Raw genomic sequence first — 25,995 nt, 5'->3', positions numbered from 1 at the left:
AGTTCTCAAACGATATAAAATACTTTCTACTCGATATCGAAATCATTTACAAAAGTTAAATACAAGATTTTTTATATTAGCATCAATATATAATTATCAGTTAAAAAATGACTTTTGAAACAAGTCTAATAATAAGGATATTAAAAAATAAATATATAAAAAAATTAGAATTTATCCAACTATCATTAATAATAACTGGTCTTCTAGGTATTGCTGGATTCATGTATATAGGTGTCTATTATGGCATAACAATGTGTGTATTATTTTTATTTATAAGTGTTATATTAGAAATATTACAGTTTTATAATAAAAAATTAATAGTTTCTATTATTGTCTCATTTATAATAGTAGTATTGTGTTTTGATACTTGGCTAATATATATAAATAATGCCTATACATTAAAAAATAGACCAGATATAATTACCTATAATTTATATGTTGAAGCTGAAAAAAATAATGATGATGCTATAATTATTACACAAGATTTTGATAAAGATAATAGTTTCTTGTATTATATTCCAACTAACTTTGCTATATATAATTCTTATTTATCAAAATTTATGTATCAATATGGTATTACATCCAATTATATACCTATTATACGCATAGAAGGGACAAATACAAATAATATTAAAATTGATACTAATATGATATTTTATAAATAAAAGTTTATATGATATATTTATAAGAAAAATAAATTTTATTATTCTATGTTTTAATAAAGAGGAATCATTAAATTTACTTTATGAAAGTTAATTTATTTTTATTAAAATGATAGAAGTCAAGATAAAAGATAAGAATATTTTCTATTAGTATATTTTATATTTATTTGCACTTGAAAGCTTAGTAAAAGTATTGATTTTTACAGTGATGGTTATGCTTTTTATGATAATTGCTTAATTAAATTTCACTTTTAGTCACAAATAAATATTTTTATTTAGCGAAATGATAGCATTTTAGCCTAATAAAAAGTTTTTATGTTTAAATAAAAATATTTTTATATTATAATTGACTTTTTTGTGTAATAATGTTATTATATTAACTAAGCCGATTTAATTGGTAAACTTTTCCATAATAGCAAAATGTTCTTTAAAGATTTTTTTTTTATAATTATCTTAAATAAAAAGACATTGTTACTTAAATATTAGTAATCAAAGCATTATGATTTTTTTAATATAGTAATAGTTTAGAAATTTATGGATATAGGGTGCCTTAATCGGTACTCTATTTTATTTTAAAGGATATGCTTATGTCATTACCAGCTATGAAAGACCTCTTAGAGGCAGGCGTTCATTTCGGACATCAAACTAGAAAATGGAACCCTAAAATGAAACCTTTTATTTTTCAGGAAAGAAATGATATACACATCATTGATTTAATGAAAACTTTAACTTATGTAAAAAAAGCTTATGATGCTGTTAAAGAAATGTCAAGAAACGGCGGAAATATACTTTTTGTAGGTACTAAAAAACAAGCTTCACAAAGTATAAAAGAAGCTGCTGAAAAATGCGATATGTATTATGTTAATAATCGTTGGTTAGGCGGTATGCTTACTAACTTCGCTACTATCAAAAGAAGTATTGCTAGACTTAAAAGAATAGAAAAAGAAGAAGTTGATGGTACTTTTGATAAATTGCCTAAAAAAGAAGTAATACTTCTTCTTAAAGAAAAAGACAAATTAGAAAAGAACTTTGCAGGCATCAAAGATATGGAAAACTTACCAGATATGATATTTGTAATAGACCCTATGCAAGAACATATTGCTGTAAGCGAAGCTAGAAAATTAGGAATACCTGTAGTTGCTGTAGTAGATACTAACTGTAACCCAGAACTTATAGATTACCCTATACCTGGTAACGATGATGCTATCAGAGCTATAAGTTTATTTGCTGGAGTTATATCTTCTGCTATTATAGACGGACAAAATGAGGCTGGAAAAGAAACTTTAGCTAAACATGAATCTACTGGTGAGATTGCTGAAGAGGTTTATGATAATAGTGCTACTGAAGCTGCTGAAGCTATTGCTGAACAGTATGGTGTTTCTGACCAAGATGACCAAGATTAATAAAAAATAAAAAAATTAAACTAAAGGATAAAAAAATGGCAAATATTAGTATGGACACTATTAAGGAGCTTAGAGAGCGTACTGGTATAGGTATTATGGAATGTAAAAAAGCTCTTCAAGAAGCTGATGGTGATATGGATAAGGCTATTCGCCTATTAAAAGAAAAAGGTACAGCTGTTGCTGCTAAAAAAAGCGAACGTACAGTTAAAGAAGGTTCTATAGGTTTTTGTGTTAATGATGATAAAACTCGAATTGCTTGTATAGAGCTTCAATGTGAAACTGACTTCGTTGCTAAAAATGAATTATTTATTAATTTAGCTAAAAGCATTGCTAAAACTGCTATGACAGTTGATAATGCTAGTGTTGATACTCTTCTAAACACTAAAGGTGAGAATGGTGAAACTATTCAAGCTATGATAAACGAAGGTATGCAAAAATGGGGAGAGAAAACTGTACTTGCAGAAGTAAAAGTTATGAAGACTGATGGTTTCTTTGGAAGCTATGTTCACTTCAATAATAAACTTGTTACTATTGTTGAGTTTGATGTTAAGCCTAAAGGAAAATGTTTAGAGATAGCAAATCAAATAGCTATGCATGTTGCTAGTGAAAAACCTTTAGCTTTAAACAGAGAGGGAATTGATCCTAATGCTGTTAATGAGCAAAAAGAAATATTTGAAAAACAAGTAAGAGATGCAGGCAAACCAGAAAATATGGTAGCAAAAATAGTTGAAGGTAAAATGAACTCTTGGTATTCTGAAAGCGTTCTTATAGACCAAAAATTATTTACAGACAACAAAATATCTATTAAAAGTTTAATAGATGAAATCTCTAAAGAAGCTGGTGCTGCTACTTCTATCAAAAACTTTGCTATAATTTCGCTTGGTGTTTGATTTTAATTAAAACAAGTAAAAATAAGGGGCTTTATATTAAGCCTCTTTTTTTATGCCTGTGGTATTAGTATAAGAGAACCTCATATCCTTCGGATACGCTTCGCGAAGAACTGCATTTTTATTATAAATTTTATAATTTAATTGTACATTAAAAGGCACTCCCCCGCACGACTAATAAGTTATAATTAAAGCATAACATTACTGTGCGGCAAGGTGGTACAGCTCGTACGCGGGAAAAAGTTGATAACACATTTAAATCATATAAATCTATAGAGTGATTTTTTTGTTTTCTTCAACCGATTCTAAAACTATACAATTAGCACCAATAATAGAATTTTTACCTATTACAGTATCCCCTCCAAATATAGAAGCATTGGCATATATTGTAACATAATCGCAAACTGTAGGATGTCTTTTTTTGCCTTCAAGACTTCTTCCATTAGTTAATGATAATGCTCCCAAAGTAACTCCCTGATATATTTTTACATGATGACCTATTACTGTAGTTTCACCTATAACTATCCCTGTACCATGGTCTATAAAAAAATAATCTCCTATATTAGCTCCTGGGTGAATATCTATGCCTGTTTTTGAATGTGCAAATTCAGATATAGTTCTTGCTATTAAAAACTCTTTTTGATTATAAAATATATGTGCTATTCTATAATGAAAAATCGCTCTAAAACCAGGATATGTTAATACTATTTCATCATAAGATTTTGAAGCAGGGTCAGATTGATAAAAAAACTCTAAATCTTTTTCAAGACTTAATTTAATATCTTCAAGCTGTTTTATAAAATCTGATAATACAGAATCATTACTTACTATTTTTTGATAAAGTTCAATTATATTTTTTTCTACAATATCTTTATTAGGAGTTTCTCTAAAAAAATTAGGAAAAACATAGTCCCTTATAAGTTTTACAATATCTTTTATATCATTTTGATTAGGAAGTTCATTAAAAGTTTTTAGTTTCATTAATATAATACTTTAGCTCCAAGAATATCTTTCTCCTGTATCAGGCAAAATACAAAGCATCTTTATTTTATTATTTAAATCATTATTTAATTGTTTTGATAAATCAATTGCCGCATAAACACTAGCCCCTGAAGATATACCCACATATAAACCTTCAGTAAAACATATCTCTCTTGCAGTATTAATAGCATTATCATTTGATACATCTATTATTTTTTCTATCACCTTTAAATCCAAAATTTTTGGTATAAAATTAGCACCTATTCCCTGTATTTTATGAGGGGCAGCATACCCTTTTGTAAGAAGAGGTGAAGATTCAGGTTCAACTCCAATTACTTTAGTATTCTTATTATTATCTTTAATATACTTACCTATTCCAGTAGCAGTTCCTCCTGTACCAATCCCAGCAAATATATAATCTACATCTCCCATATCTTTATATATTTCTGGTGCTGTTGTTAAATAATGTGCCATAACATTAGATTCATTAATAAACTGACCGGGTATCACAGAATCAGGTATTTCTCTGTTTAATTGATTTGCTCGTTCAACTGCAGCATCCATTCCTCCGTCAACTAATTCTAACTTTGCTCCATAATCTCTTATAAGTTTTCTTCTTTCTTCAGACATTGAAGAAGGCATAACTATTATAACATTAAGCCCTAAATAACTTCCAATAGCTGCCATAGCAATTCCTGTGTTGCCTGAAGTAGGCTCTATAATTGTAGAACCTTTTTTTATTTTACCGTCTTTAATTAAATCTAATAATATTTGTTTTACTGCTCTGTCTTTTATCGAAGCAGCAGGATTATTTTTTTCTACTTTTCCATATAATTCTATGTTTTTACTTAAATTAAATTTAGTTTCAATATTACTTAATCTTATAATAGGAGTATTGCCTATTAAATCGAGTATGTTGTTAGCTATCATATAAATCTCCAAAATGATATATATTTTTAATTTACGTTAATATTTTTTAATCTCTATATGGGGAAATATCTCTAAGCCTTGCTACTATCTTTTCTATAGCATCTGCTGTATACATTATTTCTTCCATAGTGTTATCTAATGATAGAGAGAATCTTGTTGAACTATGAGCATATTCAAAAGGAACTCCCATAGCCTGTAAAACAGGAGAAGGCTCTAAAGTACCAGAAGAACATGCACTTCCGCTTGAAGTACATATACCATAACCGTCAAGCAATAAAAGTATAGCCTCACCTTCTATATTTTTAAAACTAATATTTGCAGTGTTGCTTACCCTTTTAGCTCCTCTTCCATTAATTTTTACTTCTTTAATTCTTTTTAAAACTTCTTCTTCAAGTTTGTCTCTCAATTTAGAAGTGTGTTCAATAAATTTAGGAAGCTCTGCCTTAACCATAGAAGCAGCCTTACCAAGCCCTATTATATAAGGAACATTCTCAGTACCAGCACGGCGTCCTCTCTCCTGGTGTCCGCCTGTTTGTACAGTTCTTAATTTAGTGCCTTTTTTAATATATAAAGCACCAATACCTTTTGGAGCATGTATTTTATGACCTGCTATTGTAAGCATATCTATATAAGGCTCATCTTTCATACTTAAAGGCAATTTACCAGCAGCCTGCACAGCATCAACATGAAATACTGCCCCTGCATTTTTTACTATCTCCCCAATCTCTTTTACAGGGAAAATTACACCTGTTTCATTATTAGCATACATTATAGATACTATAGCTGTATTATCATTAATAGCTTTTTTTAAATCATCTATATTAATGTTTCCGTCATTATCTACATCCAAAAGTGTGATTCTATAACCCAAACGCTCTAATGATTTACAAGTTTCTATAACAGCAGGGTGTTCTACTCTAGTAGTAATAATATGATTTTTTGTAGGATAAGCCTCTATTGTACCCCTAATAGCCATATTATCGCCCTCACTTCCGCAAGAAACAAAACAAACCTCTATAGGCTCGCATCCTAAAAAGTCAGCAACATCCCCTCTTGCTTTCTCCATTTCCTTATGCACAGCACCTGCTGGGCTATACATACTAGAAGGGTTATAATATTGGTCTTTGAAATATGGAAGCATTGCATCCAAAACTTCTTGATAAACTCTCGTAGTGGCATTATTATCCATATATATAATTTTTTTGTCAGACATAATTCATACTCCTACTACTTCTAAATCTTTATCAACTAACTCTTTAATCTTAGGCTCAACAAAGCCTTTCAAAGTATTCTTAGAAGCCATACAAGAAGAACAAGCTCCCTTAAAAGATATTTTTACTATGTTGCCTTCTATATCCACTAATTTACAGCTTCCGCCGTCCATTTTTAGCATAGGGTTAATTACTGTTTCTATTGCCTCTTCTATTTTTTTAATCTTTTGTACTGTAGTTAGAGGGGCATTCTTTTGAAGTCTTTCTCTCTCAGCAAGCTCCTCATTTAATATATCTTCTAATTTTACCTTACAAGCTCCGCATCCGCCGCCTGCTTTAGTATAGAATGTTATCTCATCTACCGTTGTTAGATTATTTTCTCTTATGGCTCTTTTTATTTTAGTATCTGTTACACCAAAACATTTACAAATTATAGCTCCCTCATCATGTTCATCTTCTTCCACATTGATTCCTCTGTAATTATTAATAGCCTTTTCTAATGTTTCCATGCCCATTACAGAACAATGCATCTTCTCCTCTGGAAGTCCTCCAAGCTCCATTGCTATATCTCTATTTGTAATCTTTTTAGCCTCATCTAAAGTTTTACCCTTTATCATCTCGGTTAAAATACTGCTGCTGGCTATAGCAGAAGCACAGCCGAATGTTTGAAACTTAGCATCCTCTATCACTTCAGTATCTTTGTTAATTTTTAGAGTTAATTTTAAAGCGTCTCCGCAAACTATACTGCCAGTCATAGCTTCAGCATCAGCATTTTCTATCTCTCCAACATTTCTTGGATTTATAAAATGATCTTTTACTTTATCTGTATATTCCCACATATTATTTTTACCTCCATTAATTAATAATTATTTATTTATTAATTTCATCAAGTATCTTTTGTATAGTAGGTATGCAGCTACCACAGCCTGTGCCAGCTTTTGTGATATTTGAAACCTCTTCTACAGCTTTTAATTTATTTTTCTTTATGGCGTCTATAATTTGACTCTCCTTGACACCCATACAGAAACATATTGTTTTATCGTCAGCCATATATTTTATTCTCCTATTTAATTTTTAATTAATGTTATAAAACAGACTATAATACTATTTGAAAAAAACAATATTAATATTCTATAACCCTTCATTGTTAGAATATTATAACACTTTAAAAAATAAATATCAAGTACAATAATACAATATTAATTTATTATATTTTTACATTTTTAATTAAATTATAAATTAATAATATATAACACAAATTTGTTAAGGAGTATGAGATATTGGACATTTTTTAGTATAAAAAAAGCAGTATCCTTGTTATAATATTTTGATATAGAAAACAAATAAAAGGATACTACTATGAAAAAAGATTATAGCACAGAATTTAAATTATTTATAGTGGATGAAGCATTAAAAACTAAAAATATTAAAAGATTTTTAAAGATAGAAGAAATACCCAAATCTACTTTTTATACTTGGCTTAAGAAATATAAAGACACTGGAACTGTCGCTAATTTTAGCACTAGACCGAAAACTTCTCCAAATATCTTTAATAATCAAAAAGCTATTAATTTAATTATTGAACTCTATACTAAAGAATATCGAGGTAAGCATTATATTAAAGCATATTTGAACCGTGAAGGCATTAAGATAGGGGTTACAGCTATAGAGAATGTACTAAAAAGAAATAATCTTTGGAGATACAAAATAAAAAAGAAAAAGAAGCGATATGATAAACGAAAATTTATCTCTAAAATACAAAAAGAGGGCAAAATAGTTCAAATAGATACGAAATATATCAAATTAGGCAGAAAAAGAGTTTATCAATTCACTGCTGTAGATTTAGCTACTCGTTATAGTTGGAGGCAAATCTATGAGGATAAAACACCTTATAGTGCTTTATCTTTCTTAAAATATGTATTGAAAACTTCACCTTTTAGGATACAATCTATACAGACCGATAATGGTATGGAATATACTTATCGCTGTATTAATACTCCTAAAATAAATATTTTTGATGAATATTGTCTTAAAAATAAATTAGAGAGAAGATATATTCCTGTAGCAACACCAAGATATAACGGCGTAGTAGAAAGAGTACACGGCATAGACGAAAGAGAATTTTATTCACGATTAAATAAAAATATCACAGTAGAATTATTAAGAGAAAAATTAAAAGAATATACACATTTTTATAACAATCAAAGATTGATTTCTTCGTTAGGTTATATTACAATCAAAGAAAGAATCAAAAATATCATAGCAAGTAAAAGTACAATATCTATGGCTCCATGACATTTACACCTAATCTATATCTTTGAGTATCAGTGTATGAGAATAATCTTCCTTGAAGCATTCTATCTGGTGAGAATCCGATACCCGGAACTATTGTAGAAGGACTAAATGCTGATTGCTCTACTTCTGCAAAATAGTTTTCAGGATTTCTATTTAATTCTAAAACACCAACATCAATTAAAGGATATTCTTTTTGCGACCAAGTTTCTGTTAAATCAAATGGATTTCTTTTGCTTGCATTTGCCTGCTCTTCTGTCATTATTTGAATTTTCATATTCCATCTAGGGAAATCTCCTCTCTCTATAGCTTCAAATAAATCTTTTTGAGAACTTTCTCTGTCTTTTGCTATTATTGCTGCAGCTTCTTCATCAGTTAGATTTTTAATTCCTTGCTGAGTTTTGAAATGGAATTTTACCCAATATCTTTTGCCTTCTTTGTTTATAAAACTATAAGCATGACTGCTAAATCCGTGCATATGCCTATAACTATAAGGTATGCCTCTATCACTCATATCTATAGTTATTTGGTGAATTGCTTCAGGAAGTGAAGTTAAAAAGTCCCATTTGTTTTGAGCACTTCTAATATTAGTTCTAGGGTCTCTTTTTACAGCATGATTCAAATCTGGGAATTTCAAAGGATCTCTAAAATAAAATACAGGAGTATTGTTTCCTACCAGGTCCCAGTTTCCTTCTTCAGTATAGAACTTAATAGCAAAACCTCTTATATTTCTTTCAGCATCAGCAGCTCCTCTCTCACCTGCAACAGTTGAGAATCTTACAAATAATTCTGTTTTCTTTCCAATCTCAGAAAATATTTTTGCTTTAGTATATTTTGTTATATCATGAGTAACTGTAAATGTACCATATGCTCCAGAACCTTTAGCATGCATTCTTCTTTCTGGTATAACCTCTCTATCAAAGTGCACCATCTTTTCCATAAACCATACATCTTGGAGCAACATAGGTCCTCTTGCACCTGCTGTCATGGAATGCTGGTTGTTTTCTACTGGGGCACCAAATTCTGTAGTTAATTTTTTGCCTGATATCTTAATTAATCCTTATTAGTATTTATTATCAATAAATATATTATACTATGTAGATATAACTATTGCAAGTATAATTACTCCTTTTTCATAAAAATTATTACATTTTTTTTATTTTTTTAATAAATAAAAGATAAATACATATTAAAATTAGAATGATGTACTAAATGGATAATAATAAAAAAGAGATGAATAAATATCCACCTCTTTTTATATAAAATATCATAAACAAAAAATTATAAATTAGCTTTCAATAATTCAATAATCTCTTCTTTACTCAATACTTTTCCATAAGAAAGAACCTTATCATCTAAAACCAAAGCTGGAGTTGACATAACACCATAAAATGCTATATCTTCCATATTCTCTACATGTTTAATAGCCAAATCAAGCTTAGCTTCTTCAATTGCAGCTATAGTATTTTCTTCTAATTTTCTGCAATTTTCACAGCCTGTTCCAAGTATTTTTACCCTCGCACTAATAGGTTCTTCTTGTACTTTCTCCTCTTCACCGAAGGGATCTATAACAGGACCTCAGCCGCAGCCTCCATTACCAAAAAAAAGATCTTTTAATGACATATAATTTTCTCCTTTTTTTTAAATTTTATTTTTATATAAAACTTTATTTTATAACAATTTTTCTTTTAAAATTCCCATTAATTTCTCTTCTGAAAGAATTTCACCATAAGAAATAAGCTCATCGTTTATTATAAGTGCAGGCAAAGTCATAACACCATAATATGACATAATAGCTTTATCATCAGTACATTTAATAGGAAAATCAATATTCAATTTATTTACAGCATTTTGCAAATTCAAAAACATATCAGCAGAGTTTTCATTGGATAGTAATAAGATTTTATCACTCTCTTTTTGTATACCCTCATCTTCCAGAGGATCGGGCAAACAGCCTCAGCCAAAATCTATTCTTTGCATATATACCTCTTAAAAGTTTTTTATATATACATCATACAGGTATATTGATATAATTGCAAATTTATTTTTTAAAAATATCAAATCAATTAAAGCTATAATATTTATTTTTTACAAACTATTTTTTATAAACAACTCTTCTGTAAATAAAATATATCTTCCCGCACAATATGCATAAATGTTTTTTATGCAAAAAAAAAGCATTAAATAAATATCATATCTTCTTCCAATAATCCCCGCAACAAACTATAAGCCTTGGCATATTTAGAAACTTTTTAATCATAGAAGGAAGCGAAAGAGCTCTAACAGACATCATAAACTACAAATAGCATCTAAATCAGCATCTTTATAATAAAAAGCCATAATATACCTAAAAATTAGTATAGGTATATTATGGAATAATTACAAATTTATTGCAATTTATCTTTTAATAGTTCAATTATTTCATTTTTATTTAGCACTTTGCCATAAGATAATACTTTCTCATCTAATACAAAACCAGGCGTAGACATAACTCCATAAGAAGCTATTTTTTCCATATCCTGAACATGTCCTACTGTTAAATCAATATTCATTTCTTTCAAAGCTTCCAATGTATTTTCCTCTAATTTTTTGCAGTTAGAACATCCTGGTCCAAGTATTTTTATTCTAACATTGTTTGTGTTTCCTTCAACTGAAGGTGCACAAGAGCCTCCTCAGCCGCAGCTTGATTGTTTCTTTTTGAAAAACATAATTTTCTCCTTTTTTTATAATGATTTTATACTATAAAATTACACAAATAGAAAATAAAAATTATTAAATAAATACCCTATTATTATTATACCAATAGTAACAATACCCACAAAAACTATAAGCAATGGCATTTTCACAACCTTTTTAATCATAATCATAGAAGGAAGCGAAAGAGCTGTAACAGACATCATAAATGATAATATAGTACCTAAACCAGCCCCCTTATAATATAAACTCTCAGCAATAGGAAGTGTTCCAAATATATCTGCATACATTGGAATACCAACCAAAGAAGCCAAAGGCACAGAATACCAATTATTTTTTCCAAGTATAACATTTATCCACTCTTCAGGTATAACATTATGTATAAAAGCCCCAATTCCTACCCCTATAAATATATATAAATAAACCTTTTTTATAGTTTGTTTTACCTGATTTTTTGAATATATTAATCTATCTTTTTTTGTCATCTTCTCTATTTCAATATTAGCATTAGATTTTATGTTTTTTACAAAGTCTTCTAAATATCTCTCCATTTTAAGCTTTCCTATTATAGTGCCGCCCAATACAGCAAGTATAAGCCCAACTACAACATAAGCAATGGCAATCTTCATTCCAAATACACTCGAAAGAAGCATTAAAGAAGCTAAATCTACAAGCGGCGATGATATTAAAAAAGAAAATGTCATAGATATCGGTATACCCGCAGAAGTAAAACCTATAAAAAGAGGTATAGATGAACAAGAGCAAAATGGAGTAACTGTACCAAAAAGTGCTGCTAATATATTTGCTGATATGCCATTAAATCTGCCTAATATTTTTTTTGTTCTTTCAGGAGGAAAAAATGATTGAATATACGATATACAAAATATTAACACCGAAAGAAGAATAAATATTTTTATAACATCATAAATAAAAAATTGTATAACACCTTTTAATGTTTCTGATAGGGCAAAATTATTTAATATATTGCCTATCAAAGCATTAAGCCATTTCATTGATATAATTTGATCTTGTATAAAGATAAATATAGTTTTTATGTTTTCCATTTTTACACACCTTAATTTTTAATCACATTTACATTTTATTTTTTTATTAGTTTTTATTTTTTCTCCATAGGAGTTAAGAATATTTTTTGCCTCTTCAAAGCCTTGTTTATTTATACTATAATGCATCCATTTACCTTCTTTTCTCCCATTTACTATTTTAGAGTCTAAAAGTATTTTCATATGATGAGATAATGTAGACTGAACTATATTTAATTTTTCCAAAATTTTACAAGCACATATCTCGCCTTCTTTCAGCATTTCTAATATTTGAAGTCTATTCTCATCACAAAATGCTTTAAACACTAAAGCGTCCTTTTTATAATTTTTCATTAATACCCCTAATATACATCGAAGTTTATCGATATGTATTATAGCAAACATATCGAAGTTTGTCAATATGTTTTAATATAGATTTATAAAAAATATTACACTTGCAAAAATATTCAAATAATATATTATTAGAGTAATCTAACATTTAAAGGAGATTGTAAAATGAAATACTCAATAGTTTATACAAGTAAAAGCGGAAATACAGAAAAATTAGCTCTTGCTATAAAAGAAGCTGCTAATGGAGAATGCTTACAATGCGTTAAAGTAAATGCAGTAGACAGTTCTAAAGTTAATGATTCTGATATAGTATTTGTTGGTGCTGGAAGCTATAAGGGTACTTGTGATGAGGCTGCTGGCAAATTTATGGAAACATTAAAAAACAAAAAAGTATTTTTATTTATGACAGTTGGTTATGGAGATAATCAAGCTTATTATGATAAAATGCTTAACCCTGCTAAAACATTTATAGATTCTTCTAATACAATAATCGGAACTTATGCTTGTCAGGGTCAATGGATAGAAGGTCAGAAAAAAAATCTTGAAAATATGTTAGCTAAAGCTGCTACTGATGATGAGAAAAAAGTTATAGAAGGCAAATTAGCTAATCATTCAAATGCTATGGGTCACCCTAATGCTGAAGATTTAAATAAACTTAAAGACATAGTTAAATCTTTATAATAATTTTTGTAAATGGGGCAGGTTTTGACTTGCCCTTTTTAATTACTCTTTTTTAAAACCCTTTGCAAATAAAAACACTTCTCTGCTTTCATCTCTAGAACTTTTTGGCTTAAACACCGTTACAGAAACAAAATAATCAGTAAGCTCTTTTTTAAAATTAGGTAAATCTTTTCCATCAAAAACTTTTATAAAAAAATTTCCATTATCTTTTAATACATCCTTTGCTAAATAAAATATTTTCTCACACAAACCTATAGAACGTAAATGATTAGTTTCTCTGTCTGAAGTAGTATTAGGCATAGCATCACTAACAACAACATCAAACTCTATATTGTCAAAAGTAGAAGCGTCCATTTCTTTTATATCACCAAGAATAAATTTAAATCTCTGATGTGCTAAATTATTAGGAAGTATATCAACCCCCACAACAGAACCTGTTTTAATAATTTTATTTAGCATATACTGACTAAAAGAACCCGGAGAACAGCCTACATCAAGCACATTATCAGACGATTTAATAAACTTAAACTTATTTTGTGCCTCTTCTAATTTAAATACACTTCTAGCTTTATAATTTTCTTCTTTAGCTTTTTTAAAATAGAAATCTTGAACTTTTTTCATAATACAAAAAATTTATACAATCCAGTCTAATTTTTCTTCGCTTCTAGTAACCCCAACAGGAACACTTGTAAATGTAGACTTCTCAACTAAACTTTCTAAACGTTTAATACCAACTATATCAATTCTAGACATAGCCGCATATCTAATAGCATCAGGAGTAGCCATAGAACAAGTTACAAGCACAGAATTAACCACATTAGCATTAACCGCATAATCATACAACTGTATAAGCTCTTCATTAAATATAGGACTATAAGACATTCTAAAGAATACTATTTTTTTAGTAGAATGTACGCTTTTTCCGTCTTTAGCAAAAATTATAACATATTTTTTATCTGTAGTCTTTAATGAATATGGAATAAGGTTCATAGTAGATACTATTTTTAATGCCAAATCAGCAAATTCATTTTCATCAAGTTTAAAGAAGTTCTTAATATTATCACTATATCTTGACTCTTTGTATTCGTTTAATTTTTTATCAGCATCTTTATAATTTGGATTTATTATAATTATATTTTCTAAGTACTCTATAGCCTTATTAAGATTTTCCATTTTACTGTAACATTCAGATAATTGATATAATATAGCCAAATTTAATTCTTTATCAATACCGTCATAAGCAATAGCCATTTCCAAATATTTAATAGCAAACTCTATATTGTTTAATTCTATATAACATAAAGCTATCTCATACAATGATTTAATAGCATATTCTCTGTCCTTACTAGATATTTTATAATGCTTAATAGCATTTTTAGAATCTAATTTTCCTTTATATGCACGTCCTAAATTATAATTCAAAGCAGGATCATTAGGATACTTGTTTATAATACCATTCATTATAACTATAGCTTCATTATAATTACCAGCATTAACATAACAATATGCCTTATATTTTAAAGCCTCTTTGTTTGTAGAATCATTCTCTAAAGCATTTTCAAAAAATTGAAAAGCTGTATTATATTGTCTATTATCATAATATATTTTACCTATCTCTATAGAAACATTAACCTTATATTCTCCGCCCAATTTTAATAATGATAAAAACTGTGCTAATGATTCCTCTTTTCTTCCTATAGCATTTAAAGATCTGCCTAAAGATATTACTGTTTCAGGAGAATCATCACCTGTATCTATTGCATGTCTATATTCAACTATAGCAAATGGATATTCACCCATTTTATAATAGCAATCACCTATAATTTTATATATTTTATAAGATTTATTATGCACTTTATTTTTGGATAGCATATCTCTTAATTTTTTTATTGCTAAATCATACTTCTCGGATGCTATAAAGTTATTTACTCTATCCATATCAGATTGGACATATTTTGAATATAATTTTGGCAGTATTTTACTTGCAATAAAAAGTAATATATAAAATACTACAATAAATACTATAATATAAACTGTCATAGTCTTTCTTATTTTTTTTGTATTTTATGCTATATTACTCGGCATTATTTGCAATATGTAAAGTACTTTTTATTCTATATATTTTCTAAATTATAATATTAATTATTTTTTATAATATTTTATTTAGCACATAGATCTAAACATTTCTCAAGCCACCTACAAGTATTCTCTTCTCGCATAATAGCCCCCATTAATACCAAATAATCACTAAAAGCACTTGTGTTTTTTTCTGGTATAGATTCAAATTTCTTTTGATTATTCCTTAAATGCTCCAACCTAGCTATATGCTGACTAAGATGATTTTTTATTAACTCTTCTCTATCTTTTTCTGATAAACAATCAGAGAAAAATAACTGCAATCTAAACTCATCTTTAAAAGTGGGAGGAATATCTTTTTTTGATTCAAGCCATTTCATAAAATCTTTTTTGCCAAGTTCTGTTATTGAATATAATTTTTTTTCAAGAACACTACCTGATATTTCTATTTTATATTCTACCATACCCTGTTCATTAAGGGTTTTTAATTCTGGATATATTTGACTATGTTTGGCACTCCAAAACTCGCACAAAGCCTCTTCAAATTCTTTTGTAATATCATATCCTGTCATACTTTTTTGATTCAAAAGTCCCAAAATGGCGTATTTTAGTACTCCCATAAAAACTGCTCCAATTATTATTTTTTCTTATATTATATCACTATTAAAATTTAAATCCATACTAAACAACATATAAAAATAAATATGTATATATTGACATGTTTATTTTTATATGTTATTATCCTTGTACATTAAAAACATTACTATTTTAATATAAAGAGTAAAAAATAACATTTTATAAATGTTTTTATATAAAAAATAATTTATAGGAGTATAATTATGAATTACACAAAAAAGAGATGGTTTATACTTTTTGTTGTATGTTTAGCTAATTTATGTTTAGGCTCTATTTATACTTGGAGTGTATTTGCTTCTCCTATGGCAGAGTATTTATCTGGCATATTAGGAAGAACATTAACTTCTGCCGATTTGGCTATAGTATATACAATAGCTAATAGTGTTGGACCTATCACAATGATAAGCGGCGGTTGGGTTAATGACAAGTTCGGACCTAAAAAAGTTTTGTTTGTAGGCGGAATGATGTGGGGGCTTGGAATGCTTCTTTCTGGTTTTGCTACAAGTGTAGGATTTTTAATTGTATCTTATGCTTTAATAGGCGGACTTGGTTTAGGTATGGCTTATGGTACAGCAATAAGCAGCTGCATAAAATTCTTCCCTGATAAAAGCGGATTGGTAGGCGGTATTATCACTGCAGTATACGGTTTCGGTTCTGTGGCACTTCCTCCTATAGTTACTACAATAGTTAATAAATTTGATGCTCCTACTGCATTCAAAATTGTAGGTGTAGCTTTTTGTATTATACTTGCATTTTGTTCTTTTACTATAGAGAAATGTCCTGTAAACTTTGTACCATATGGTTGGACTCCTCCAGAAAAGAAAACTTCAAATACTGCTCCTATAAATAAAGATTGGAAAGGAATGCTTCAAACTCCTGCTTTTTATGTGATGATACTTCTATTTACTTGCGGAGCTTTTACTGGAATGATGATTACTTCTCAAGCTTCAGCAGTTGCAAGAAATTTAGTTGGTATGAGTGCTATTGCTGCTAGTACTGCTGTTTCTGTTCTTGCATTATTTAATGTATTTGGAAGAATTGTAGCAGGGTATTCTTCAGATAAAATAGGAAGAATATTAACATTAGCTTTTTCATGTATACTTGGGGCAATAGGTTTATTATGCCTTTACAAATCAGGAGAGGGCACTAATGTGATATTCTATATTGGCATATCAATAGTATGACTTTGCTTTGGTTCATTTATGGGAGTTTTTCCGGGATTTACAGCTTCAAAATTCGGAACTTTAAATAACAGTGTTAATTACGGAATAATGTTTATTGGTGTTGCTATAGCTGGATATTTTGGACCTACTGTTATGGGAAGCATGTATCGTCAATATGGCACTTATCAGAATGCATTTTTGGTGGCATGTGCTTTGAATATTTTTGGAATAGTATTAACAATAATATATTCAATTTTAGACAAAAGAGAGAAGAGAACTAATTCTTAATTGATAGGTATAAATGATATTTTATAAAAATTAGTTTGAAAATTTTGCGGGGCTTTGCCCCTGCGAAGCGTGCCCGTATGGTACACACCCCACTTCTTTTTGAGACCAAAGGGAGTCCTTCAGGGCGACCGAAGAAGTGCCTGTGGGTATGACCCAAAGAAGCAAAAAGACTGCATAATTAAAAAAATGCTATCAAATAATTTTGAAAATATCTAAAAAAAATAAATAAATTTTAAGGAGATAAAATATGAAACATAAATATCCTAATCTATGTAAACCTATCACTATAGCTGGGGTTACTTTTCAAAATAGAATGTTTTCAGCTCCAATGGGCGGAACTGATATAACTAATGATGGTTGTATAGGACCTAAATCTACTGCATTTTATGAATTAAGAGCAAGAGGCGGTGCAGGTGCTGTTACAGTGAGTGAATGTATGGTGCATCCTGAAACAGACGGCTCTCATGCTTATCATTTAGATACAAAAATATTAAACTCGCTTGCTGCTGCTACTTATACTGCTGATGCTATAAGAAGACATGGTTCAATAGCAAGTTTAGAATTATCTCACTCTGGTATGTATGCTGGTACATATATGACAGACAAGAGCAAAAAACAAAGTATGGCTCAATGGGGCACTTCTGATACTGTTCGCCCTGACGGAGTAGAAGTTAAATCATTAACAAAAGAAATGATTAAATACATAGTTGATGCTTATGACAATGTTGCTTCACTTGCTAAGAGAGCTGGTTTTGAAATGCTTTTAATACATGGAGGACATGGCTGGTTATTAAATCAATTTTTCTCCCCATATTTCAATAAAAGAAAAGATGTAAAAATAAAACTAATAGGCACATGGGGAAATGATATAGATAAAAATATAAATGATAAAATAATATCTTGTATTCAAAAAATAAGCGATGAAAAACATGTACCTCTGCCAGTAAAAATATTCGAATTAAAAAATAATCCAAAATATGAAATTATAAATTTTTTATTAAATTAGTTACAAGGAGGAAATATTATGGTTTTGGCTAATATACAGGGAAAAAATATAGAAAATGCAGGGGTTACAGCAGCTGACGGTGTTATTGTAACAGGAAAAGAAGAGAGAGAAGTTTTAGTGAAAATAGCAGATAAAGTTGGAAGAAAAAATTTAATTAATGATGGATATATAAGAAAACTTACAATTACAGACAATTATTGTTTTTTAGAACATCCTGAATTGGATGATATAGGAAGAAAAAGATACTTACTACTCATTTGGTCTAATAATTCTCCTAAAGATAATATAAAAAGGACTATTGAAGTAATTGGGTGTAATTTTGATAATTGGAAAATAAAAAATGAACAATATAAAAAGAAACAAATGATAGCTAAAGGTATTTTGACAGGTACTGTTATATTAGGTGTAGTAATAGCATTTGCTGTAATATTTAAATAAAAAGTTAGGTATAATATGAATAACAAAGATAAAATAATTTTATGTGATAAAGAAACAAAATTTGAAATAGATTCATTTCCAAAACAAGTAGAAAAAATTGTACAGGGATTCAATATAATTTTATTTGCCGATAATCAATTAGATGGATGTTTTTTTAGAGATGGTGCTAGAACTATTCCGCTTAGTGAGGTAAAAAATAATACTTATGTAGTTCATAGTCAGATATTTAATAATATTTATTACCCAATGGAAAATTTTAATGAAAATTATAAATTAGATTTTAGAGATACGTTTATAAGGATATTGCATAAATTAGGGGCTACAAAATATAATATATCTTATAGTGATGAAGAAGAATTTAAAACATTAAAAAAAACTAAAAATAGCGGAGGTTTTTCTGCGAAACATTCTGCTTTAGGTTATGGAAATGTTAATGCAGATATTGAATCTGAAGACACTCATCATAATAAAATTAAAAATAAAAGTGATACTAATGTAGAGCAATCAAAGAATATAATTACTCCTGAAGAATTTCAAAATTGGATAAAAAAAGAAAATATAAATTTGGATGTTTTTAAAAGTTTACATTTAACTGCATTTATAGAAACTTTTTTTGATAAAGGCAAATTAGATAAAACTAAGTTAGAAAAAAAATCTGTTAAATTAGAAGATGTAATAAAAATACATAATGAATGCAAAAAAATATGTGTAGGTTTTAAAAAAATACCAGTACATTTAGGTCATATAACAGGCGGATTCAATTTTGATTTTTCTAAATATTCAACTACACAAAAAAAGATTGCAGAAAAAATGAAAATAGTTATTGAATTTTAGTTTGATTAATTTTTATATATTTATTTTTTTAGTTATACTGAAACAAATACATTTTCTAACTACTGTACATTATAAAAATATTATCAACTTTTTGTATAATAAAAAACTTTTTACTCTTGGTGTGCATTTGCAAAAAATGTAATTACTATAATTTTATATTTTAACAATATGTATTAAATATAAGATAATGCCAATCTTTTAGCAAAAATGCAGTTCTTTTGGTTCTTTTATATCAATAAAAGAACTGGGGCGTAGGGTCACCACAAATAATAAATAAAATTAAATCTATGTTTAAGTATAAAATATAAAATTGTAGGGTATCTAATAAATAATATTTAATATTAATAAAGCCTTTTTTTATATAGAATTTATGTTATAATACTTTAACTTTTTTAAGAGGATAAATTAATGGCTAACAATTCTATAGAAATAAGAGGTGCTAAAGAGCATAACCTTAAAAATATATCACTTTCAATACCTCATAAAACCCTAACTACTTTAACAGGAGTATCAGGAAGCGGAAAAAGCTCTCTCGCATTCGATACTATTTTTAAAGAGGGGCAGAGAAGATATTTAGAATCATTATCAGCTTATGCAAGACAGTTTTTAGGTGTTATGGCTAAGGCTGATGTTGAACATATTGAAGGGTTATCTCCTACTATTTCTATAGACCAAAAAAGCGTAAATAAAAACCCTCGCTCTACTGTGGGTACTGTTACAGAGATTTATGACTTTTTTAGATTATTATTTGCAAGGCTTGGAGTGCCTTATTGCTCTAAATGCGGACATAAAATCTCTAAGCAAAGCGAAGACCAAATTGCACAAAGTGTTTTAATAGGGTTTGCTCAAAAAAGAATCTTAGTGCTTGCCCCTATTGTAAGAGATAGAAAGGGAGAGTATAGAAAAGAAATTGAAGAAGTTAAACTTGCAGGATATCCTAGAATAAGAATAGATAATATAGTTTATAAATTCGATGAAGATGAAATACCAGAACTAAAAAGATATGAGAAGCACACTTTAGAAATAGTAATTGACAGAATAAAAGTTGAAGATAAGTATTTATCAAGAATTACTGATGATATTGAAAGAGCTATAAGAATAACTAAAGGCTTAGTGGCATTCTATGAAGAACATGAAAAAAGCGAGGAAGTATTAGAAACACAAACTACAGAAAATGCTGAAGAAGATACAAAAACTAAAAAGAAAAAAATTAAAATGAGCAAGCAGTTTGAAATAGATAAATATTACAAACTCTACACAACTGAAAGGTCTTGTGCAAACTGCGGGCACTCTATTGCAGACATTGAGCCTAATTTATTTTCATTTAATAACCCAATGGGGGCATGTACTGTTTGCGGCGGGCTTGGAGTTGAGCATGTATTTACAGAAAAGCATATTGTAAGAGATGAGAATTTAAATATTTATGATGGGGCTTTATCTTGTTTTGTAGATGACCATATAGGTTTTGATATGGAATATGGCACTGATGAATTAGAAGTGATTGCTAAAACTTATAAAATAGATTTAAAAAAGCCTTGGAAAGATTTAACTAAAACAGAAAAAAAATATTTACTTTATGGTACTGATAAAGAAGTAAAATGGAGAAAAAGATTTTGGTATCATAGCAAACTTGTTGAAGAGAGAGTGCCTGGAATTTTAGACAGATTAAAATATGACTACGAAACTTATAAAATGAATTATTATGCTAATTTTATGGACGAAGTTGAATGTCCTAAATGTAAGGGGAAAAGAATTAATGATGATGCTTTGTCAGTAAAGTTTAACGGAAAAACTATAGCTGATTTCTCTTCAATGACTATAGAATATTTATATGATTATTTTACCAAATTAAAATTAAAACCAAATGAAGAAGTGATTGGTGCTCCTATAGTAAAAGAGATAATTTACAGATTAACATTTTTAGTGAAAGTAGGATTAACTTATCTTACAATAGAACGTTCTTCCCCTACTCTTTCAGGAGGAGAATCTCAAAGAATAAGATTGGCATCGCAAATTGGAAGCGGACTTGAAGGTGTTTTATATGTGCTTGATGAGCCTTCAATAGGACTTCATCAATCAGACAATAAAAAATTAATTGAGTCATTAAAAACATTAAGAGACAAAAATAATACTGTCATAGTTGTAGAGCATGATAAAGAGACAATGGAAGAGTCTGACTATTTAATTGATATAGGTCCTAATGCTGGTGTTAATGGAGGTGAGGTTGTTGGCATTGGTGATTATGAAGAGTTTATAAAATCTAATAAATCATACACTGCCAAATATTTACGCGGTGATGATGATATAGAGATTCCTAAACAAAGACGTGAAGGAAACGGAAAGTTTTTAAAAGTAGTTGGAGCTAATCAATTTAATCTTAAAAATATAGATGTTGAGTTTCCTTTGGGGTTATTTATCGTAGTTACAGGGCTTTCTGGAAGCGGTAAATCTACTTTAGTTGAAAACATATTAATGCGTGCCTTGCATAATCATTTTTATGGTAAGGCTTTAACTCCGGGAAGTCATAAAAAAATAGAAGGGCTTGAAAACATTGACAAAGTTATAGAAGTTGATCAATCTCCTATTGGAAGAACTCCAAGAAGCAACCCTGCAACATACACAAAAGTTTTATCGCCTATAAGAGATTTATTTGCTGCTACCAAACTTGCTAAAATGAGAGGATATGATAAAGGCAGATTTTCATTCAATGTAAAAACCGGAAGATGTCCTACATGTGAAGGAGCTGGAGTTATAGAATTAGAGATGCAATTTCTTTCAAATGTATTAGTGCCTTGTGAGGAATGCGGTGGAAAAAGATTTAATGCAGAAACTCTTGACGTTAAATATAAAGACAAAACTATTTATGATGTTCTTGAAATGAGCGTATCTGAAGCGATTACATTTTTTGACGGTATAACTTCAATTACAAGAATATTAAAAATAATGGAAGATATAGGGCTTGGATATATAAAATTAGGGCAGCCTTCAACTACTCTTTCAGGAGGAGAAGCTCAAAGAATAAAACTTGCAAGCGAACTTCATAAAATATCTACAGGAAACACTTTATATATATTAGATGAACCCACTACAGGGCTTCATTTTGAGGATATAAAAAAATTATTAAAAGCATTAGACAGACTTGTTGAGAAAGGAAATACTGTTTTAGTTGTAGAGCATAATTTGGACGTTATTAAATGTGCTGATTATATTATAGATATGGGTCCTTTAAGCGGAGATAAGGGAGGAAGAGTTGTTGCTGAGGGTAAGCCTGAAGACATAATAAAAGTAAAAGAATCTCTCACAGCAAAAGAACTTAAAGAAATATTAAAGCCTTCAAAAAAGAAAAAAGAGAATATAAAAACAGAAGATACAAAAAAAGAAGAAAATACATCTCTCATTATAAAAGGAGCCAATAAACATAATCTCAAAAATATAAGCTTAACACTCCCAAAAAATAAAATAAATGTTATCACAGGAGTATCAGGAAGCGGAAAAACTTCTCTTGCATTCGATACTATATTTAAAGAAGGACAAAGAAGATTTGTTGAATCACTTTCTACTTATGCAAGAAGATTTTTAGGAAGATTTGAAGATGCTAATGTTGACAAAATAGAAGGATTAGCACCAGCAATTGCAATAGACCAAAAAAATGTAAGCAGAAATCCCCGTTCTACTGTGGCAACTGTTACAGAGATTTATGACTATTTCAGATTAATTTTTGCAAGGCTTGCCAAACCACATTGTCCGCATTGCTCTGATAAAGACACTCTAAAAGCCGAAACTCCTTCAATACTTGCTACCGAAATTGTTGACACTATGGAACAGAATAAACTTGTTATAATTTCTCCTCTATATCATAGTTCATTTAATCATAGATTTACTTTTAATGATAATGATGCCAAAGATATTAAAAAGATTATAGAAAAAACAAGAGAAGCGGGATACGTAAGAATGCAAATAAACAACAATGACTATGTTATAGATGATATCACTGAAGAAGACATTAAAGAATTATCAAAAGAAGAGATATACTCTGTAGGCATAGTGATTGATAGAGTTGTTGTTGGAAAAGATAAAAGAGCAAGAATTGCAGATGCCATTGAAAAGGCAATGGATTTATCAAACGGCGTAGCACATATAAAAGCAACTCATGGAATAATTGTAAAAGAAAGTTTCCATACAAAATTCCCAGCTTGTTTGCTTCATGGAATATTATTTGATTTTGAAGTAACACCAAGACATTTTTCATTTAATTCGCATTGGGGATATTGCGATGAATGTAAAGGACTTGGAAGTAAGCCTACATTTAGTATAGATTTAGCAATAAAAGACAGCACTAAACCATTATTTGACGGGGCATTAGACACTGCTATTCATAATATGTTTTCTACTCCGGGAAAATATTATACAGATTCTTTAATGCGGTTTTTAAAAAGAAACAGCATAACAAAAAAAGATTTGTATGAAACTCCTTTCAATGAACTTGATAAAAAAGTTATTGATACATTCTTTTTTGGAGGAGATTATTCTGTAGGAAATGTTATAACTCAGTGGCATTCTAATAATGATGTTACAAGTGAAGATTACTCAGAGTGGAAAGATAAATCTCTTGGAAAATTCTTTATTGATGAGGAATGTGATTCATGTCATGGAGAGAGACTAAACGAAATAATAAGGTCTTATACTATACAAAATAAAAACATAAGCCAAGTATGTGCAATGACAGTAGAAGAAGCTATTCATTTCTTTGATGAGCTTCCAAACCTTTTAACAGAAAGAGAAAACACTATATCAAAAGAAGCAATAAAAGAAATTAGAACAAGATTAAGTTTCTTAGATAAAGTTGGTCTTGGATACTTATTTTTAAGCAGAAAATATGCAACACTTTCAGGCGGAGAAGCTCAGAGAATAAGACTTGCTAGTCAATTGGGCTCTAAACTTACAGGAGTGCTTTATGTATTAGATGAACCTACTGTAGGGCTTCACCCAAGAGACACAAATCATTTATTAGACACATTAAAAGAATTGAGAGACTTAAAAAACACTCTTGTAATAGTAGAGCATGACAGAGACACAATGAAGGCTGCTGACAATATTGTAGATATGGGTCCTTATGCTGGTGCTTTTGGAGGTGAAGTAGTTTCTCAAGGCAAGTATGATGATATATTAAAAGACAATAATTCACTTACAGGAAATTATTTAAGCGAGAGAAAAAAAGTATTTGAAAAAACTGCTGTAAGAAATGAAGAAACTGAATGCATAAAATTAAAAAATGTTTCAACAAACAATTTAAAAAATATTGATGTTGATATTCCGCTTAAAAAAATAGTAGTTGTTACTGGAGTATCAGGAAGCGGTAAGTCATCATTAATAATAGATACTCTCTACCCTGCTCTAAAGAAACGCAGACTCAATCAATATTCAAAATTTGAAAGTGTTGAAATACCTGAGATTGTTTCAGACACTATATTAGTTGATCAAATTTCTATAGTTGGCTCTATTAGAAGTACATTAGTAAGCTATAGTAAAGTGTTTGATAAAATAAGAAACATATTTGCAAAAACTCCTACAGCAAAAGCAAAAGCATTTGCAGCAGGACGTTTCTCATATAACGGCAAAGAAGGAAGATGCAATATTTGCGAAGGTAAAGGTATAAGAAAAATTGCAATGCACTTCTTATCCGACATGGAAATAGTTTGCGAGGCTTGCGGAGGTAAAAGATATAATGATGAAACCTTATCTGTAAGGTTTAAATCTTTAAACATAGCCGAAGTATTAGAACTCACTGTTGATGAAGCAATAGAGTTTTTTGAATTTGACAAATCAATTACAAAAACACTTTCTATAATGAGTGAAGTTGGACTTGGTTATATAAAACTCTCTCAAAGACTAGATACTTTCTCAGGCGGTGAACTACAGCGTTTAAAACTTGCAACAGAATTAGTAAAAAAACAAGGTGATGAACATATAGTTTATATTTTAGATGAACCTACTACAGGGCTTCATTTCGATGATGTTAATAAACTTCTAATAGCTTTAAACAAATTAGTAGAAAAAGGACATAGCGTTATAATAATAGAGCATAATCCTGATGTTATTAAAGCTGCTGATTATATAATAGATTTAGGTCTAGAAGGCGGCACTAACGGCGGAGAAATTATTGCAAAAGGCACTGTTGATGAAATTCTAGAGATGAAAAAAGGCTACACTTGGAAATATATTGTTTAGGAGTGTGAGATATTGGACATTTTTTAGTATAAAAAAAGCAGTATCCTTGTTATAATATTTTGAACATAAAACAAATAAAAAGGATGCTACTATGAAAAAAGATTATAGCACAGAATTTAAATTATTTATAGTGGATGAAGCATTAGAAACTAAAAATATTAAAAGATTTTTAAAGATAGAAGAAATACCCAAAT

24 protein-coding genes and 1 pseudogene are annotated in these 25,995 nt (G+C 29.2%); 11 read left to right on the top strand and 14 right to left on the bottom strand.

Translation table 11 applies throughout. The features are described from left to right. The first annotated feature begins 221 nt into the window (after positions 1–221). The 3 genes from EPJ72_RS00545 (at position 222) to tsf (ending at position 2,955) form a co-directional block, all read left to right on the top strand. Entirely contained in the window at positions 222–665 is a 444-nt protein-coding gene (locus EPJ72_RS00545) for a hypothetical protein (RefSeq protein ID WP_147730331.1), read from the top strand. Between the two features lie 584 nt (positions 666–1,249). Then, on the top strand, positions 1,250–2,065 hold the full coding sequence (gene rpsB, locus EPJ72_RS00540) for a 30S ribosomal protein S2 (protein ID WP_147730330.1): 816 nt from the start codon (positions 1,250–1,252) through the stop codon (positions 2,063–2,065). A 35-nt stretch (positions 2,066–2,100) separates the two neighbouring features. Beyond that, positions 2,101–2,955: a translation elongation factor Ts gene (gene tsf, locus EPJ72_RS00535; RefSeq protein WP_147730329.1), complete on the top strand. Its 855-nt coding sequence runs from the start codon at positions 2,101–2,103 to the stop codon at positions 2,953–2,955. A gap of 267 nt (positions 2,956–3,222) precedes the next feature. On the opposite strand, the gene epsC is transcribed toward tsf, so the two are convergent. Genes epsC through EPJ72_RS00510 form a run of 5 tightly spaced genes read right to left on the bottom strand, consistent with a single transcriptional unit; the run spans position 3,223 to position 7,124 of the window. Further along, a complete protein-coding gene (epsC, locus tag EPJ72_RS00530) occupies positions 3,223–3,933 on the bottom strand; it encodes a serine O-acetyltransferase EpsC (RefSeq protein ID WP_147730328.1) in 711 nt (236 codons plus the stop codon). Positions 3,934–3,945: 12 nt separating this feature from the next. Continuing rightward, positions 3,946–4,863, bottom strand: coding sequence for a PLP-dependent cysteine synthase family protein (locus tag EPJ72_RS00525; protein ID WP_147730327.1), 918 nt, complete (start codon positions 4,861–4,863; stop codon positions 3,946–3,948). Between the two features lie 46 nt (positions 4,864–4,909). Further along, positions 4,910–6,076 carry a cysteine desulfurase NifS gene (nifS, locus tag EPJ72_RS00520; protein ID WP_147730326.1) on the bottom strand — a complete coding sequence of 389 codons (1,167 nt, stop codon included), beginning with the start codon at positions 6,074–6,076 and terminating at the stop codon, positions 4,910–4,912. Positions 6,077–6,079: 3 nt separating this feature from the next. After that, a complete protein-coding gene (nifU, locus tag EPJ72_RS00515; protein WP_147730325.1) occupies positions 6,080–6,913 on the bottom strand; it encodes a Fe-S cluster assembly protein NifU in 834 nt (277 codons plus the stop codon). Positions 6,914–6,944: 31 nt separating this feature from the next. After that, entirely contained in the window at positions 6,945–7,124 is a 180-nt protein-coding gene (locus EPJ72_RS00510) for a (2Fe-2S)-binding protein (RefSeq protein WP_147730324.1), read from the bottom strand. A gap of 309 nt (positions 7,125–7,433) precedes the next feature. Here EPJ72_RS00510 and EPJ72_RS00505 point away from each other — a divergent pair, with 309 nt between their 5' ends. Next, complete coding sequence (locus tag EPJ72_RS00505; RefSeq protein WP_147730323.1) at positions 7,434–8,369, top strand: DDE-type integrase/transposase/recombinase; 936 nt, start codon at positions 7,434–7,436, stop codon at positions 8,367–8,369. A gap of 1 nt (position 8,370) precedes the next feature. Here EPJ72_RS00505 and EPJ72_RS00500 read toward each other — a convergent pair. The 6 genes and pseudogenes from EPJ72_RS00500 to EPJ72_RS00475 form a co-directional block, all read right to left on the bottom strand. Continuing rightward, a pseudogene (locus EPJ72_RS00500) lies at positions 8,371–9,354 on the bottom strand (catalase); the annotation flags it as partial. 293 nt (positions 9,355–9,647) lie between these two features. After that, complete coding sequence (locus EPJ72_RS00495) at positions 9,648–9,935, bottom strand: thioredoxin family protein (protein WP_147730322.1); 288 nt, start codon at positions 9,933–9,935, stop codon at positions 9,648–9,650. A gap of 102 nt (positions 9,936–10,037) precedes the next feature. Next, entirely contained in the window at positions 10,038–10,346 is a 309-nt protein-coding gene (gene sec1 / locus EPJ72_RS13240) for a thioredoxin-like selenoprotein Sec.1 (RefSeq protein ID WP_242004855.1), read from the bottom strand. Between the two features lie 407 nt (positions 10,347–10,753). After that, on the bottom strand, positions 10,754–11,074 hold the full coding sequence (locus tag EPJ72_RS00485) for a thioredoxin family protein (protein WP_340638817.1): 321 nt from the start codon (positions 11,072–11,074) through the stop codon (positions 10,754–10,756). A 39-nt stretch (positions 11,075–11,113) separates the two neighbouring features. Further along, positions 11,114–12,124 (bottom strand): permease, encoded by a 1,011-nt coding sequence (locus EPJ72_RS00480; protein ID WP_147730321.1) that lies wholly within the window; start codon positions 12,122–12,124, stop codon positions 11,114–11,116. A gap of 18 nt (positions 12,125–12,142) precedes the next feature. Continuing rightward, positions 12,143–12,454 (bottom strand): ArsR/SmtB family transcription factor, encoded by a 312-nt coding sequence (locus tag EPJ72_RS00475; protein ID WP_147730320.1) that lies wholly within the window; start codon positions 12,452–12,454, stop codon positions 12,143–12,145. Between the two features lie 162 nt (positions 12,455–12,616). On the opposite strand from EPJ72_RS00475, the gene EPJ72_RS00470 reads away from it, so the two are divergent. Next, entirely contained in the window at positions 12,617–13,132 is a 516-nt protein-coding gene (locus tag EPJ72_RS00470; RefSeq protein ID WP_147730319.1) for a flavodoxin family protein, read from the top strand. Positions 13,133–13,174: 42 nt separating this feature from the next. On the opposite strand, the gene EPJ72_RS00465 is transcribed toward EPJ72_RS00470, so the two are convergent. The 3 genes from EPJ72_RS00465 to EPJ72_RS00455 form a co-directional block, all read right to left on the bottom strand. Then, positions 13,175–13,753, bottom strand: a complete 579-nt coding sequence (locus EPJ72_RS00465) for an SAM-dependent methyltransferase (protein ID WP_147730318.1) — start codon at positions 13,751–13,753, stop codon at positions 13,175–13,177. A 12-nt stretch (positions 13,754–13,765) separates the two neighbouring features. Next, positions 13,766–15,172, bottom strand: a complete 1,407-nt coding sequence (locus tag EPJ72_RS00460; protein ID WP_147730317.1) for a tetratricopeptide repeat protein — start codon at positions 15,170–15,172, stop codon at positions 13,766–13,768. 119 nt (positions 15,173–15,291) lie between these two features. Then, positions 15,292–15,828 (bottom strand): PadR family transcriptional regulator, encoded by a 537-nt coding sequence (locus tag EPJ72_RS00455; protein WP_147730316.1) that lies wholly within the window; start codon positions 15,826–15,828, stop codon positions 15,292–15,294. A 219-nt stretch (positions 15,829–16,047) separates the two neighbouring features. Between EPJ72_RS00455 and EPJ72_RS00450 the strand changes: the two genes are divergently transcribed. The 6 genes from EPJ72_RS00450 (at position 16,048) to uvrA (ending at position 25,801) form a co-directional block, all read left to right on the top strand. Next, entirely contained in the window at positions 16,048–17,028 is a 981-nt protein-coding gene (locus EPJ72_RS00450) for an L-lactate MFS transporter (protein WP_242004854.1), read from the top strand. A gap of 18 nt (positions 17,029–17,046) precedes the next feature. Continuing rightward, on the top strand, positions 17,047–17,295 hold the full coding sequence (locus EPJ72_RS13235) for a hypothetical protein (protein ID WP_242004853.1): 249 nt from the start codon (positions 17,047–17,049) through the stop codon (positions 17,293–17,295). A gap of 247 nt (positions 17,296–17,542) precedes the next feature. Next, entirely contained in the window at positions 17,543–18,301 is a 759-nt protein-coding gene (locus tag EPJ72_RS00445; RefSeq protein ID WP_242004852.1) for an oxidoreductase, read from the top strand. An 18-nt stretch (positions 18,302–18,319) separates the two neighbouring features. Further along, positions 18,320–18,739: a hypothetical protein gene (locus tag EPJ72_RS00440; protein ID WP_147730315.1), complete on the top strand. Its 420-nt coding sequence runs from the start codon at positions 18,320–18,322 to the stop codon at positions 18,737–18,739. A gap of 15 nt (positions 18,740–18,754) precedes the next feature. Next, positions 18,755–19,573, top strand: a complete 819-nt coding sequence (locus EPJ72_RS00435) for a hypothetical protein (RefSeq protein ID WP_147730314.1) — start codon at positions 18,755–18,757, stop codon at positions 19,571–19,573. Positions 19,574–19,981: 408 nt separating this feature from the next. Further along, positions 19,982–25,801 (top strand): excinuclease ABC subunit UvrA, encoded by a 5,820-nt coding sequence (gene uvrA, locus EPJ72_RS00430; protein ID WP_147730313.1) that lies wholly within the window; start codon positions 19,982–19,984, stop codon positions 25,799–25,801. Positions 25,802–25,995 lie beyond the last annotated feature (194 nt).

The organism is Brachyspira pilosicoli, assembly GCF_008016535.1.
GTDB classification, from domain to species: Bacteria; Spirochaetota; Brachyspiria; order Brachyspirales; family Brachyspiraceae; genus Brachyspira; species Brachyspira pilosicoli_A.
The sequence above is the reverse complement of the archived record's forward strand: the minus strand, read 5'-3'. Positions and strand labels throughout refer to the sequence as shown.

What these genes read in the sequence shown, in the direction of transcription:
- EPJ72_RS00475 (WP_147730320.1), bottom strand. Translation starts at nt 12,454, where the DNA reads ATGAAAAATTATAAAAAGGACGCTTTAGTGTTTAAAGCATTTTGTGAT.
- nifU (WP_147730325.1), bottom strand. Translation starts at nt 6,913, where the DNA reads ATGTGGGAATATACAGATAAAGTAAAAGATCATTTTATAAATCCAAGA.
- EPJ72_RS00435 (WP_147730314.1), top strand. Translation starts at nt 18,755, where the DNA reads ATGAATAACAAAGATAAAATAATTTTATGTGATAAAGAAACAAAATTT.
- EPJ72_RS00450 (WP_242004854.1), top strand. Translation starts at nt 16,048, where the DNA reads ATGAATTACACAAAAAAGAGATGGTTTATACTTTTTGTTGTATGTTTA.
- tsf (WP_147730329.1), top strand. Translation starts at nt 2,101, where the DNA reads ATGGCAAATATTAGTATGGACACTATTAAGGAGCTTAGAGAGCGTACT.
- EPJ72_RS13235 (WP_242004853.1), top strand. Translation starts at nt 17,047, where the DNA reads ATGGGAGTTTTTCCGGGATTTACAGCTTCAAAATTCGGAACTTTAAAT.
- rpsB (WP_147730330.1), top strand. Translation starts at nt 1,250, where the DNA reads ATGTCATTACCAGCTATGAAAGACCTCTTAGAGGCAGGCGTTCATTTC.
- uvrA (WP_147730313.1), top strand. Translation starts at nt 19,982, where the DNA reads ATGGCTAACAATTCTATAGAAATAAGAGGTGCTAAAGAGCATAACCTT.
- EPJ72_RS00455 (WP_147730316.1), bottom strand. Translation starts at nt 15,828, where the DNA reads ATGGGAGTACTAAAATACGCCATTTTGGGACTTTTGAATCAAAAAAGT.
- EPJ72_RS00510 (WP_147730324.1), bottom strand. Translation starts at nt 7,124, where the DNA reads ATGGCTGACGATAAAACAATATGTTTCTGTATGGGTGTCAAGGAGAGT.
- EPJ72_RS00480 (WP_147730321.1), bottom strand. Translation starts at nt 12,124, where the DNA reads ATGGAAAACATAAAAACTATATTTATCTTTATACAAGATCAAATTATA.
- nifS (WP_147730326.1), bottom strand. Translation starts at nt 6,076, where the DNA reads ATGTCTGACAAAAAAATTATATATATGGATAATAATGCCACTACGAGA.
- EPJ72_RS00505 (WP_147730323.1), top strand. Translation starts at nt 7,434, where the DNA reads ATGAAAAAAGATTATAGCACAGAATTTAAATTATTTATAGTGGATGAA.
- EPJ72_RS00440 (WP_147730315.1), top strand. Translation starts at nt 18,320, where the DNA reads ATGGTTTTGGCTAATATACAGGGAAAAAATATAGAAAATGCAGGGGTT.
- EPJ72_RS00525 (WP_147730327.1), bottom strand. Translation starts at nt 4,863, where the DNA reads ATGATAGCTAACAACATACTCGATTTAATAGGCAATACTCCTATTATA.
- epsC (WP_147730328.1), bottom strand. Translation starts at nt 3,933, where the DNA reads ATGAAACTAAAAACTTTTAATGAACTTCCTAATCAAAATGATATAAAA.
- EPJ72_RS00465 (WP_147730318.1), bottom strand. Translation starts at nt 13,753, where the DNA reads ATGAAAAAAGTTCAAGATTTCTATTTTAAAAAAGCTAAAGAAGAAAAT.
- EPJ72_RS00460 (WP_147730317.1), bottom strand. Translation starts at nt 15,172, where the DNA reads ATGACAGTTTATATTATAGTATTTATTGTAGTATTTTATATATTACTT.
- EPJ72_RS00470 (WP_147730319.1), top strand. Translation starts at nt 12,617, where the DNA reads ATGAAATACTCAATAGTTTATACAAGTAAAAGCGGAAATACAGAAAAA.
- EPJ72_RS00445 (WP_242004852.1), top strand. Translation starts at nt 17,543, where the DNA reads ATGAAACATAAATATCCTAATCTATGTAAACCTATCACTATAGCTGGG.
- EPJ72_RS00545 (WP_147730331.1), top strand. Translation starts at nt 222, where the DNA reads ATGTATATAGGTGTCTATTATGGCATAACAATGTGTGTATTATTTTTA.